The organism is Bradyrhizobium mercantei (assembly GCF_001982635.1).
GTDB classification, from domain to species: domain Bacteria; phylum Pseudomonadota; class Alphaproteobacteria; order Rhizobiales; family Xanthobacteraceae; genus Bradyrhizobium; species Bradyrhizobium mercantei.
In genome coordinates, this window is sequence record NZ_MKFI01000007.1 from 178270 (window position 1) to 191804 (window position 13535).

A 13535-nucleotide genomic window follows, 5' to 3' on the forward strand; every position below is an offset into this window, starting at 1 on the left:
CTATGGATACTCTCGTCAACGTCGCCCACGGCCTCGGCGTCGCGCTGCTGCCGGTCAACCTGCTCTACTGCTTCATCGGCGTCTTCATCGGCACGCTGGTCGGCGTGCTGCCCGGCATCGGTCCGATCTCGGCGATGTCGCTGCTGCTGCCCGTCACGCTGTCGGGCACGCCCGAGTCCGGCATCATCATGATGGCCGGCATCTATTACGGATCGATGTATGGCGGCTCGACCACCTCGATCCTGGTCAACATTCCCGGCGAAGCCGCCTCCGTGGTCACCTGCATCGACGGCCACCAGATGGCGAAGCAGGGCCGCGCCGGCCCCGCGCTCGGCATCTCCGCATTCGGCTCGTTCATTGCCGGCACCTTCTCGCTGGTCGCGTTGATGCTGGTGGCGCCCTCGCTCGCCAGCGTCGCGATCGCGTTCGGGCCGGCCGAATATTTCAGCCTGATGGTGCTCGGCCTCGTGGTGCTGACCTTCCTCACCCAGGGATCGATGGCCAAGGCGCTGCTGATGGCCTGCATCGGTGTCGTGCTCGGGCTGGTCGGGCTCGACAGCATCACCGCGCAGCCGCGGCTGACCTTCGGCCGCATCGAACTGATCGACGGCATCGGCCTCGTGCCGGTCGTGATGGGCCTGTTCGGCGTCGCCGAGGTGCTGCTCAACACCGAGCAGGCGATCAAGCGCGACATCATCAAGACCAAGATCACCCAGCTGCTGCCGAGCAAGGAGGACTGGAAGGCCAGCGCCGGACCGGTCGGCCGCGGCACCGTGCTCGGCTTCTTCCTCGGCATCCTGCCGGGCGGCGGCGCTGTCGTGGCGTCGTTCGCCTCCTACGCGCTGGAGAAGCGGCTGTCGAAACATCCCGAACGTTTCGGCCACGGCGCGATCGAGGGCGTCGCGGGACCGGAATCCGCCAACAATTCCGCGGCCGGCGGCGCCTTCATTCCGCTGATGACGCTCGGCATCCCGCCGAACGTGGTGATGGCGCTGCTGCTCGGCGCCTTCGTGATCCACGGCCTGCAGCCGGGACCGCTGATGATCTCGCAGAACCCGACGCTGTTCTGGGGCATCGTCGCCAGCATGTATATCGGCAATCTGATGCTGCTGGTGCTCAACCTGCCGATGATCGGCATGTGGGTGCAGCTGCTGCGGCTGCCCTACAACGTGCTGTTCCCGCTGATCATCCTGTTCACGATCATCGGCGTCTACTGCTCCAGCAACAACGTGTTCGACGTCCACGTCATGATCGCGTTCGGCGTGATCGGCTATTTCATGCGCAAGCTCGGCTATGAGCCGGCGCCGCTGGTGCTCGCCTTCGTGCTGGGACCGATGCTGGAGAACAATCTGCGCAAGTCGCTGATCCTCTCGCAGGGCGATCTGATGACCTTCGTAGAGCGGCCGATCTCGGCGATCTGCCTGGCTTTCGCGCTGGTGCTCTTGATCGGCCCGCTGCTGCCGTCGCTGCGCAAGAAGCGCGAGCTGGTGGCGCTGGATGAGGGGGCTTAGGAGCGAGGCTGGATCGGATTGGGAAGCGGCCGCATCGGCACTGCGCTCCCTCGCCCCGTTCTTACGGGGAGAGGGTTGGGGTGAGGGGCCGTTTCCGCGGAAGCGGTGATGGTTGTGCTCGCGGAGGCTCCCCCTCACCCGCAACGCATCTGACGATGCATTGCGGCCTCTCCCCGCACGCGGGGAGAGGCGAAGCGGAGCAGCACTGTCTCAGCCCGCCTTCGCGCTCCGCCCGTTCTTCGGGGCCTGGGCCATCGCGCGCGCCAGCACCTGGGCTTCCTTCTTCAGCATGTCGGCGAGCTCGCTTTCGCGGCGGCGAATACGATCGGTCGCGGCGCCGATCGAGAGCGCGGCGACCACCTCGCCGGCGTCGTCGCGAACGGGAACGCCGACGCCGCCCATGCCGGGGAATGCGGCGTCGAGCAGCACGGTATGGCCGGCCTTGCGCGCCAGCGCGATCCGCTCGCGCAGGAATTTCGGCGTGATGCGCGGCGATTTCGCCAGCCGCGGCACGATCACCTCGATGATGGCCTCGATCTCGGCATCCGGCAGCCAGACCAGAAGCGCCAGCGCGCCGGCACCGACGCCGAGCGGGCGGCGGCTGCCGATCTGCAGATAATTCGGCTGCAGCGGATGGCTGCCGACCGAGCGCGCGAGATACAGCGCCTCGACGCCTGATCGTACCGACAACAGCGCCGTATCGGCCGAGCGCTCCGACAGCCGCAGCAGGCTCGGCTGCGCCAGCTCGGCAATATCGACCGAGCGGCGCGCACCGACCGCCATCACCCGCGCCTCCTGGCCGAGTTCATAGGTCTTGGCGCCTGCGACCCGGCTGACGAAACCTTCCTCGATCAGCGAATTGAGGATGCGCAGCGCGGTCGCCTTGTTCAGCGAGGTGGTGTCGGCGATGTCGGTGAGCCGCAGCGGCGAGCGCTGCGCCAGCACGCGCAGGATCGCGCAGACCTTCTGGATCGCGTTGAACTTGTCGGGCTGGCCCGGCTCCGGCGGTGGCCTCTTGCGGCTGGTCCGTGCGGTCGCAGTCGTGGAGGCGTTCATGCCTGGCTTTCCTTGCCTCGATTCCAAATCCTGAACCGGGCACGAAGAGACGCGCCCGGCGGCATCATCCTAAAACGGATGACGTGTGCCGGACATCGTATACTTTCGTCAGATGAAACTTTGATTTCAACTATCTACGCTGCTTTGCAGCAATCGTGAGTTTCGAATTTCGCTTCACGAAATCAGGCGAGCTTCATCCTGCGGATCGTGAACAGCGCGCCGAGGCTGAGGATGCAAACGGCGGTGAGATAATATCCCGGCGCAAGTTCGCCGATCAGCGCAAAGCTGCCCATCCAGGTCATGATCGCCGGCCCCATGCCGCCGAACACCGTGACGCCGATATTGTAGCTGAGGCCGAGCCCGGTCGCGCGCGTGGCCGGCGGAAACAGCTCCGACATCAGCGCGGCCAGCGGCCCGTAATACAGCGATTTGAGGACGCCGAGCCAGAGCACGCCGAGCAGGATGATCGCAGGCGTCGGCTTGCCGGTGAGCATCAGGAAGGCCGGGAAGATCGACACCAGCAGCAGCAGCGCAAACAGGATCATGTGCGTGGTGCGCCCGATCTTGTCGGAGACGAGGCCCGCGATCGGCGCGAGCAGCGCGACCGCCGTTTGCGCGGCGAATGCGGCGGTGAAGCCGACCGACGGCGCGAGGTTGAGCGTCTTCACCACATAGGTCGGCATGTAGACGATCAGATAGTTGACGGCGGTCGACACCGCGAGCGCGCCGATCGCAAGGATCGTGGGGAGCATCTGCCGCGCGAACACTTCCTTGACCGGCGAGTCCTGCTGCCCCGCCGCCGGCGGCGGGGTGGCATCGTCGACATGGTTGCGGATGTAGATGCCGACCGGACCGATCAGCACGCCGAACAGGAACGGCAGCCGCCAGCCCCAAGATTGCAGATCCTCGGGACTCATCAGCGAGGTCAACAGCGCACCGAAGCCCGCGCCGAGCAGGCCGCTGACGCCCTGGCTTGCGAACTGCCAGCTCGCCACAAAGCCGCGCCGCTCCGGCATGTGCTCGACCAGAAACGCGGTCGAGGAGCCGAACTCGCCGCCCGCGGAAAAACCCTGCACCAGCCGCGCCAACAGCACCGCGATCGGCGCCACGACGCCGATGGTCTGATAGGTCGGCATCAGCGCCAGCACCAGCGTGCCAAACGTCATCAAAACGATCGACAGCATCAGCGAGGCCTTGCGGCCGTGCCGGTCGGCATAGGCGCCGAGCACGATGCCGCCGATCGGCCGGATCAAAAACGACAGGCCGAAGCTGCCGAAGGTCAGCAGCAGCGAGGTGGTCGGATCATTGGCCGGGAAGAACGCCTTGGAGAGGTAGACCGCGAAATAGGCGTAGACCGAGATGTCGTACCATTCGAGCGCATTGCCGACCGAGGTGGCGACGATCAGGCGGGTGATGTTTTTCCTGTTGACCGTGCCGTCATGGACCGGCGTTGCGGTCGGCGTCGATAATGTCATTTGATTTTCCTTGACAGCGTCGGGCCACCATTTCTTCGCCCGTCATGCCTGGGCTTGACCCGGGCATCCACGTCTCCCCGTCATCCTGAGGAGCGGCGTCAGCCGCGTCTCGAAGGATCGACGGCCACCAGCCGGGCCGTGCATCCCTCGAGGCTCGCAAGAGCTCGCACCTCAGGATGACGGGGAAAACGCCGCTCGAACGTCACCCCTTCCGCGGCGCCTCGCCGAGATCCCAGAACAGGCCGGCCATGATGGTCAGCGCCTCCTCGGTCACCGGCAGCAGGATGTGCTCGTCGGGGGCGTGCTGCGAGCAGCCCGGATAGGAGTGCGGCACCCAGATCGTCGGCAGGCCGAGGCCTTCGGAGAACACGTCGTTCGGCAGCGAGCCGCCGAAGTTCGGCAGCACCGCCGGCGCCTTGCCTGTCGTGGTGCGGATCGAGTTCGCCGCCCAGTCGATCCACGGGCTGTCCATGTCGGTGCGCGAGGCGCCGAAGCGCTGCGCGCCCGAGACCTCGACCATCGGAAAGCCGTTCTTGTGCAGATAGTCGCGCACCCCATCGATCACTTCGAGATACTTCGTGCCGACCACGAAGCGAAGTTACAGCACCGCGTTCGCCTTGCCCGGAATCGCATTGGCGGGCTTGTCGATATTGCCTGACGACATCGCCAGCACTTCCAGCGTGTTCCAGGCATAGAGCCGCTCGGCCGCGGTCAGGCCCACCTCGCCCCAATCCTCCGCCAGCTGAGGTTCGTCCGCCGTCGGCTTGATCTCGACGTCGGCGAGCGCGGCACGGACCCGGTTCGAGATCGGCGGCGGCTTGAGAATCTCGAGCTTCATGCGACCCTTGCCGTCGACCAGGCTCGCGATCGCATTCGCCAGGATCGTCGCGGGGTTGGCGAGCACGCCGCCCCAATTGCCGGAGTGGTTGCCGCCCTCGCGCAGATTGACGTCGAGATGGATGCGGTTGCCGCCGCGGCAGCCGAGGAAGATGGTCGGCCGTTCCGCCGACAGCCGCGGCCCATCGGAGGCAATGAACAGGTCGGCCTTCAGCTCCTCGCGATGCGCCTCGCAGACCTCGCGCAGATCGGGCGAGCCGATCTCCTCGCCGGTCTCGATGATGAATTTGGCGTTGAAGCCGAGCTTGCCGCCGCGCGCCTGCTTCACCGCACGCAACGCGGCCATGTTGATCGAATGCTGGCCCTTGTTGTCGGCAGTGCCGCGGCCGTAGACGCGGTCGCCCTTGACCGTGGTCTGCCACGGATTGAGCCCGTCGCGCCATTCGCCGACCATGCCGTCGACGACGTCGCCGTGGCCATAGGTCAGCACGGTCGGCCGCGCCGCATCTTCCTGGTAGTCGGCGATCAGATAAGGCCCGCGGCCGGTCGGCGATTCGATCAGCCGGGTCTTGAAATCGAGCTCAGCAAAAGCCGGCTGCAAATTCTCGACCAGATAGGCGCGCAACGCATCGGCCTTGTCGGCGTTCAGGCTCTCGGTCTGGTAGCCGACCCTGCGGTCGAGCTCCCTGAGAAACTGTCCCGATTGAAAATGCTCCCGCACGTTTGCGATTGCGTCGGCCCGTGTCGCCATGATTGTTCCTTCGTCCGGTCGCGTCTTGGCATGAACCCGTCGGATCGCTGCGTCGCACATCCGGATCATGCTTCTGGAGAGGCGCAACCTATCGGGATCGGCTCGCCGCCGGAAGAGTGTGAATCGCGAAGGGGCCTTGCCAAAACGGGGGAAGTCGCAACAAGTTGATGCGCGAGCCCGGCATCGGACCGGGCGGCACGGCGCGCAAGATTTCGACCAAGGTTTTCGACAATGACAAAACAAATCCGGCTCAACGCCTTTGCCATGAACTGCGTGGCGCATCAGTCGCCGGGGCTATGGACCCATCCGCGCGACCGCACCAAGGATTACAACAAGCTGTCCTATTGGACCGATCTGGCGAAGACGCTGGAGCGCGGCCGGTTCGACGGGCTGTTCCTCGCCGACGTGCTCGGCGTCTACGACGTCTATGCGGGCAATCCGGATGCGGCGCTGCGCAACGCGGCGCAGACCCCTGCCAACGAACCGCTGATGCTGATCCCGGCCATGGCCGCGGTGACCGAAAATCTCGGCTTCGGTGTCACCAGCAATCTCTCGTTCGAGCCGCCCTACCCGTTCGCGCGGCGGATGTCGACGCTCGACCATCTGACCAACGGCCGGGTCGGCTGGAACGTGGTGACCGGCTATCTCGACAGTGCGGCGCGCGGCGCCGGCAAGGACAAGCAGACCGCGCATGACGACCGCTACGAGCTGGCCGACGAATATATGGAGCTGGTCTACAAGCTCTGGGAAGGCAGCTGGGAAGACGACGCCGCGATTCGCGACGTCGCGCGCGGCATCTTCACCGATCCAAACAAGGTGCATCGCGTGCAGCACGAGGGTAACAACTACCGGCTCAACGCGATCCACCTGTCGGAGCCGTCGCCGCAGCGCACGCCGGTGCTCTACCAGGCCGGCACCTCGCCGCGCGGCCGCCAGTTCGCGGCCGAGCATGCCGAATGCGTGTTCATGTCGGGCCCGTCGGCGAAGGTGATCGGCCCCCGGGTATCCGCGATCCGCGAGCTTGCCGCCGCAAAAGGCCGCAACGCAGCCGAGATCCTGATGTTCTCGATGATGTGCATCGTGGTCGCGCCGACCGAGGCGGAAGCGAAAGCGAAATACGCCGAGTATCGCAGCCATATCAGCCATGAGGGCGCGCTGGCGCTGATGTCGGGCTGGACCGGTGTCGACTTCTCGACTTACTCGCTCGACCAGGAGGTGCGGCATGTGCAGAACGATGCCGGCCGCTCCGCGATGGACAACGTCACCCGCGCCGATCCCGATCGGGTCTGGACCGTGCGCGAGGTTGCCGAGCATGTCGGCATCGGCGGCGCCGGCCCCGTGGTGGTCGGCACGCCGGGGCAGGTCGCCGACAAGATCGAGCAATGGTTCGAGGACACCGACGTCGACGGCCTCAATGTCGCGTTCGCGATCTCGCCCGGTGATTTCGAGGATATCTCCGACATGCTCGTGCCCGAGCTCGTCAAGCGCGGCCGCTACAAGCGGGAATACGCCAAGGGCACGCTGCGCGAGAAACTGTTCGGCGCTGGGCGCGCGAGGCTGGACGCGAGCCACCCGGCGAGCCGGTATCGCGTGAAGAAAAAGAGCGCCGCGCAGTAGCTGCATAGGGTGGGTTAGCAAGCGCAACCCACCATCTTCGTGCAACAAGCGCCAGTGCCAATGAGACACCGGCGGTGGGTTACGCTTCGCTAACCCACCCTGCGATTGGAGTCCCGTCACCCTGAGGAGCGCGAAGCGCGTCTCGAAGGGTCGACGGCCACCAGCCGGGCCGTGCATCCTTCGAGGCTCGCTCCGCTCGCACCTCAGGATGACGGGGATAGTTTGAGCGCGCAGTGAGACTCAATTTACCGAATTGCTCACCACCACCTCGATCAGCTTCGCGCCCGGACGGCTGAACGCCGACTTCATCGCGCCCTTCAGCTCCTGCGGGTCGGTGATCCTGATCGCCTCGAGCCCGAGCGAGCGCGCAAGCGCGGTGAAATCGACCGGCGGATCGATGAAGTCCATGCCGACATAGTTGTCGTCGCCATGGAAGGCGAGCAGGCGCTGCTTGATGATGCGGTAGCCGCCATTGTTCACGATCACGAAATTCAGCGGCAGCTTGTGGTTGGCGGCGGTCCACAGCGACTGGATCGAATACATCGACGAGCCGTCGCCGGAATAGCACACCACCGGGCGCTCGGGATTGGCGAGGCTGACGCCGACCGCGGCCGGCAGGCCCCAGCCGATGCCGCCGGAGGCCAGCGCGTGATAGCCGTAGCGATCGCGATGCGGCCGCAAGCCGATGATCTGCCGCGACGAGGTCAGGCCCTCGTCGACCAGGATCGCGTTGTCGGGCATCGCCTCCACCACCTGCAGCGCGAGCCAGTCCGGATCGATCGGCGCGGTGTGGCTGGCCTTGGAGATCTGCTCGACCAGCGCCTTGCGCTTCGCCGCCCAGTTCTTGGTCGACAGCGCCGCGAGGCCCTGCTTCGCCCGCGCCTCCAGCGCGCCGCCGCCCGCCTCCTTCAAGGCCGGCACCAGCGCGCGCAGCGTCTCCTTGACGTCAGCCTTGACCGCGATCTCGGCGCCATAATTCTTGGCGAGATCGCTGTCGACCAGACCGACCTGCACGATCGAGAGCCCCTCCGGCAGCGGATCGACCTCGCTGTAGACGGACATGCGCAGCGGATCGCCGCCAAGCGCGATCAACAGGTCATGCGGCGCCAGCACATCGCGGGCGACCTTCTGCAGCCGCGCGATCGCGCCCATGAAGCTCGGACTTTCCGACAGGAAATGCGAACCATAGGGCGTCGGCGATTGCCAGGCCGGGCAGCCCAGCGCCTCGGCGAGATCGGCCGCCTCGCGCAGCGCATCGCTCTTGACGATTTCGTCGCCGACGACGATCACCGGACGCTCCGCTTTGAGGATGCGCGCGGCCAGCGCTTTCAGCGAATCCTCCGACGGCCGGACCCGCGTGTCGATCCGGGTGGAGCGGCCGAGTTCGATGCCGGCCTCGGCATTGAGGATATCGCCGGGAAGCGAGATGAACACCGGCCCGGTCGGCGGCGTGGTCGCGATCTTGGCGGCGCGGCGCACGATGCGCGGCAGGTCTTCGAGCCGCGTCACCTCGACCGCCCATTTCACGAGCGGCGTCGCCATCTGTACCAGCGGGCCGAACAGCACCGGCTCGGTCAGACCGTGGCCCTGTTCCTGCTGCCCCGCAGTCAGGATCATCGGCGTGCCGGTGAAGCTCGCGTTGTAGAGCGAGCCCATCGCATTGCCGAGACCGGGCGCGACATGGACGTTGCAGGCGACAAGCTTGCCGGAGGCGCGGCTAAAGCCATCGGCCATCGCGACGACGAGGCTCTCCTGCATCGCCATCACATAGGTGAGATCGGGATGGTCCTTCAGCGCGTGCATGATCGGCAGTTCGGTGGTGCCGGGATTGCCGAACAGATGCGTGACGCCCTCATCCTTCAGCAGTGCCAGAAATGCCGAGCGGCCGGTAATGCGATTCTTCATGTTCCCTCCAGGCCTGCCGGCGCGTTGGCCGGCGGGATCGAGGGAGATCATCAAAATTGCGCGCGAGGGGCAATCGAGCGGCCGGTCATGGCCGCATTCCGCAGGCGCGCGCCTGACGTCACGCGTTCCTCAAAACATCCCCTCTCGATCGCTGCGCTTCTTCTTTTTCGAGCGTTGCCAGACCACGCCGGGATAGCCCTTCAGCGGCACCAGCGGCTCGCCGGTGTAGGCCCATTCCTGCAGCTCCTCGATCGCGATGTGATAGAGCGGCTGCCGGCCGGTGCGCCCTGAAAACAGCGCGCGTGGAATATTGACCATGTGCGGCGAGCGCGCGCGTTCGTAGATGATGGGCGTGCCGCAATTGGCGCAGAAGCTGCGCGCGGTCTTGGTCTTTGCGTCCTCGTAGCGCGACAGCTCGCTTTCGCCCTGGGTGATGCGGAAGCGCTTGCGCCAGCTGCCGACATAGGTCGCATAGACAGCGCCATGGGCACGGCGGCTGGCTGTGGTGTGATCATGCCAGGCCCAGCGCGCCGGCACGTCGATCTCGAACCGCACCTTGCCGCACAGGCATTGGCCCGCCGCGGGCTTTGCCAGCGCGACGGGTTTTGACTTCTTGGTCGGCTCGAACTCGTCGTCCGGAAACATGAGGGGTCTCCCATCAAGGCATTGTAGCCCGGATGAGCGAAGCGATATCCGGGAACGGCCTCATGTTCGGCCCGGATGTCGCTTCGCTCATCCGGGCTACGAAGACGACGAAGCGACGAAGTCAGGCCTGCTCCAGCTCATCGTGCACGGGATAGTCCGTGTAGCCCTTCTCCTCGCCGGCATAGAAGGTGGCGCGGTTGTACTTGGTCAGGGGATAGCCGCGCTGCAGGCGGCGCGGCAGGTCCGGGTTGGAGATGAAGTAGCGGCCGAACGCGATCGCGTCGGCATGACCTTCGGCGAGCGCGCGCGCGGCGCTGTCACCGACGAAATTGCCGGCTGTGATCAGCACCCCGCTCCACATCGGGCGATACAGCACCATCGCCGACGGCACGTTCTGCCAGTCGACGTCGGCGCGGCCGGTGCCGGAGGCACGCGGCTCGATGAAATGCAGGTAGGCGAGCCCGAACTTGTCCAGCTGTTTGATGGCGTGGCTGTAGAGCGGCATCGGGTCGGCCTCGCCGCTGCCATTGGCGATGCCGTAGGGCGAAAGCCGCGCGCCGACGCGGTCGGCGCCCCACACCTCGGTCACCGCCTGCGTCACTTCCAGCAGGAAGCGGACGCGGTTCTCGATCGATCCGCCATACCGGTCGGTCCGCAGATTGCTGCGCGATTGCAGGAACTGCTCGATCAGATAGCCATTGGCGCCGTGGATCTCGACGCCGTCGAAGCCGGCGGCAAGCGCGTTCTTCGCGCCCTGCCGATAGGCTTCGACCATCCGCGCGACCTCGTCGGTCTCGAGCGCCCGCGGCGTCTCGTAGTCGACCACCTTGCCGTCCGCCGTCATGCACTTGAACTCGGCGGGGATTGCGACCGCCGACGGCGCCACCGGCAGCGCGCCATTTGGCTGGAACGAGGAATGCGAGACGCGGCCGACGTGCCAGAGCTGCAGGAAGATCAAGCCGCCCTTGGCGTGCACGGCATTGACCACCTCGCGCCAGCCCGCGATCTGGGCCTCGCTGTAGATGCCGGGGACCCCGCCGTTGCCAAAGCCGGTCGCGACCACGGGCGAGGCTTCCGCGATGATCAAGCCGCCGGGCGTGGCGCGCTGCGCGTAATATTCCGCGTTGAGCGGACGCGGCGCGAGGCTCGGCCTTGCCGCCCGCAGCCGGGTCAACGGCGCCATCACGACGCGGTGCTTGAGCTCATAGGGACCGACCTTGAGCGGCGAAAACAGCGACGGAGAAGTCATGCCTACCCCAATTAATCTTTTGTGATTTCCCGTTATATCTTGGGCATGATCGTTCGGAAAACCGGCGTCCACTTTTCCGGATCATGCCCGTTATCTAACGGGTTCATCTTGTTCATAAAAGCAGGTAGTGGCAATCTGTTGCCACGAGAACAGGTCTCCCATGTCGAAATCGAGCGCCTCATCGCTCCCCTCCCTGAGCGTCCGCATCGACCTCGATGCCGAGGACCGGATCGGGCCGGGCAAGATTCTGCTCCTCGAGCAGATCAGGGAATGCGGCTCGATCTCGGCCGCCGGCCGTGCCATGGACATGAGCTACAAGCGCGCCTGGGACCTGGTCGACGAGATCAACCGGATCTGCCGCCAGGCGGCGGTGGAACGGCAGACCGGCGGCAAGAACGGCGGCGGCGCGGTGCTGACCCCGTTCGGGCTCTCGTTGGTGGCGCGCTACCGCAAGATCGAGCGCGATGCCGCATCCGCCGTGCGCAAGGATCTCGAGGCCCTGCGCAGCGACATCGGCAAGCCCAGGAAGGCCGCAGGGCGGTAGACGCAAGGGACCTGCGGCTGTCGCAGGGGCGCGTTGCGAAAATATCGAAAACAACCCCATGCAAAGGAGCCGGCGGCGACCGGCGTTCGACAACGCAACTTGACACGTCGGGCAAATCAGGGATATATTTCTAGTATTCCGAAATGATGCAGATGTTGGGGACGGGCTCGCTCCGCGAGCAGGCTGTGCGTTGAGACCTGTACCCCCTCACCCGCCGCGCAAGGGCGCGGCGACCTCTCCCCGCCGGCGGGGAGAGGTGAAGAAAGGCAGCGTGTCGGGCGCTAGCCCGTCTTGATCCAGACCGCCTTGACGTTGAGATATTCCTCAACGTGCTGCTTGCCGGACTCGCGGCCGTAGCCGCTCATCTTGTAGCCGCCGAACGGCACCGCCGGATCCATCGCCTGGTAGCAATTGACCCAGACCGAGCCGGCGCGCAGCGCCTTCGCGACCTGGTGCGCCTTGCTGACATTGGTGGTCCAGACGCCCGAGCCGAGGCCGAAGGTGGTGGCATTGGCGCGCTTGATCAGTTCTTCCGGATCCTTGAACGAGATCGCCGAGATCACCGGGCCGAAGATCTCCTCCTGCGCGATGCGCATGTTGTCCTGCACATTGGCAAACACCGTCGGCTGCACGAAATAGCCCTTCGACAGCGCGCCCTCGGTGAGGCGGCCGCCGCCGGCAAGCGCCTTGGCGCCTTCCTTCTGGCCGATGTCGAGATAGCCGGACACGCGGTCCATCTGCTGCTGCGACACCAGCGGCCCGATCTGGGTGTTGGGATCGAGGCCGTTGCCGACCTGCAGCTTCTTGCCGAACTCGGCGACGCGGCCGACGAATTCGTCATAGACCTTCTGCTCGACGAACAGCCGCGTGCCGGCGCTGCAGATCTGCCCCGAATTGGCGAACACCGCCATCGCAGCCCCCGGCACCGCCGCGTCGAGATCGGCGTCGGCAAACACGATGTCCGGCGACTTGCCGCCGAGCTCGAGCGAGACCCGCTTGAGGTTGCCGGCCGACGCCCGGATGATCGACTGGCCCGTGATGTGCGAGCCGGTGAAGGCGACCTTGTCGACATCGGGATGCGAGGCGAGCGCGGCGCCCGCGGTCTCGCCATAGCCCGGCACGACGTTGACGACGCCGGGCGGAATGCCGGCCTCCATGCAGAGCTCGCCGATGCGCAGCGAGGTCAGCGGCGATTCCTCGGCCGGCTTCAGCACCACCGTGCAGCCGGTCGCGATCGCGGGGCCGATCTTCCAGATCGAGGCGGTCAGCGGCCCGTTCCAGGGGATGATGGCGCCGACCACGCCGATCGGCTCCTTCAGGGTGTAGGAGAAGATCTCGCCGGGCAGCGAGTTCTCGATGGTCTCGCCGTGGATCGCGGTGGCCTGGCCCGCATAGTAGCGCAGCATGCCGAGCGCGCGCAGCCGGTTGCCGCGGGTGCGGCTGATCGGCGCGCCCATGTCGAGCGTGTCGAGCTGGGACAATTCCTCGAAATTGGCTTCGACCAGCTCGGCGAGCTTGAGCAGCATGTTCTGCCGCTCGAACGGCTTGACCTTGCTCCAGGGGCCTTCAAAGGCGCGGCGCGCCGCGGCAACGGCGCGGTTGATGTCCTCGGCGTCGCCCTCGGCGACCGTCGCGAGCAATTCACCGGTGGCGGGGTTGTGAGTTTCGAATTTCTTGCCGGAGGCGGCGTCGATCCATTTGCCGTCGATCAGCATCTTCTTGTAGGAGCCATCGGCATAAGGATGGCGCGTGATCGGAACAGCCTGCGAAACAGCCATGTTTGCACTCCCTGTCAAATTTTGGGCTGAGGTCTTTTGGAAGCGTTATATCGACGATTCTACAGCGCAGGCGCGAAACCGTAAAGCCGAGCCGGCGTTGTCGAGGGCGGCGCACATGAAAACCTCCCATGCGCCTGCATCGTGCGCGCGATATGCTAGCTTGCCGA

The 13535-nt window shown here is 65.7% G+C and carries 9 protein-coding genes and 1 pseudogene; 3 read left to right on the forward strand and 7 right to left on the reverse strand.

All coding sequences use genetic code 11. From position 1 onward, the window contains the following. Positions 1 to 2: 2 nt before the first annotated feature. Entirely contained in the window at positions 3 to 1511 is a 1509-nt protein-coding gene (locus BI327_RS30640) for a tripartite tricarboxylate transporter permease (protein ID WP_076865003.1), read from the forward strand. Between the two features lie 210 nt (positions 1512 to 1721). Here BI327_RS30640 and BI327_RS30645 read toward each other — a convergent pair whose 3' ends face one another. From BI327_RS30645 to BI327_RS30655, 3 genes and pseudogenes are all read right to left on the reverse strand, one after another. Then, on the reverse strand, positions 1722 to 2567 hold the full coding sequence (locus BI327_RS30645; protein ID WP_083742267.1) for an IclR family transcriptional regulator: 846 nt from the start codon (positions 2565 to 2567) through the stop codon (positions 1722 to 1724). 182 nt (positions 2568 to 2749) lie between these two features. Continuing rightward, entirely contained in the window at positions 2750 to 4042 is a 1293-nt protein-coding gene (locus BI327_RS30650) for an MFS transporter (protein WP_076865004.1), read from the reverse strand. 202 nt (positions 4043 to 4244) lie between these two features. Continuing rightward, positions 4245 to 5630, reverse strand: a pseudogene (locus BI327_RS30655) (M20 family metallopeptidase). Between the two features lie 231 nt (positions 5631 to 5861). On the opposite strand from BI327_RS30655, the gene BI327_RS30660 reads away from it, so the two are divergent. Continuing rightward, positions 5862 to 7247, forward strand: coding sequence for an LLM class flavin-dependent oxidoreductase (locus tag BI327_RS30660; RefSeq protein WP_076865005.1), 1386 nt, complete (start codon positions 5862 to 5864; stop codon positions 7245 to 7247). 240 nt (positions 7248 to 7487) lie between these two features. On the opposite strand, the gene BI327_RS30665 is transcribed toward BI327_RS30660, so the two are convergent. The 3 genes from BI327_RS30665 to BI327_RS30675 form a co-directional block, all read right to left on the reverse strand. After that, positions 7488 to 9152: a thiamine pyrophosphate-binding protein gene (locus tag BI327_RS30665; protein ID WP_076865478.1), complete on the reverse strand. Its 1665-nt coding sequence runs from the start codon at positions 9150 to 9152 to the stop codon at positions 7488 to 7490. 129 nt (positions 9153 to 9281) lie between these two features. Further along, the gene (locus BI327_RS30670; protein ID WP_076865006.1) at positions 9282 to 9797 is read right to left on the reverse strand and encodes a GFA family protein; all 516 of its coding nucleotides are present in this window, start codon (positions 9795 to 9797) and stop codon (positions 9282 to 9284) included. Positions 9798 to 9918: 121 nt separating this feature from the next. After that, complete coding sequence (locus BI327_RS30675) at positions 9919 to 11046, reverse strand: alkene reductase (protein ID WP_076865007.1); 1128 nt, start codon at positions 11044 to 11046, stop codon at positions 9919 to 9921. A gap of 160 nt (positions 11047 to 11206) precedes the next feature. Between BI327_RS30675 and BI327_RS30680 the strand changes: the two genes are divergently transcribed. Then, positions 11207 to 11590: a winged helix-turn-helix domain-containing protein gene (locus tag BI327_RS30680; protein WP_076865008.1), complete on the forward strand. Its 384-nt coding sequence runs from the start codon at positions 11207 to 11209 to the stop codon at positions 11588 to 11590. A gap of 281 nt (positions 11591 to 11871) precedes the next feature. On the opposite strand, the gene BI327_RS30685 is transcribed toward BI327_RS30680, so the two are convergent. Then, positions 11872 to 13368 carry an aldehyde dehydrogenase family protein gene (locus BI327_RS30685; RefSeq protein WP_076865009.1) on the reverse strand — a complete coding sequence of 499 codons (1497 nt, stop codon included), beginning with the start codon at positions 13366 to 13368 and terminating at the stop codon, positions 11872 to 11874. Positions 13369 to 13535 lie beyond the last annotated feature (167 nt).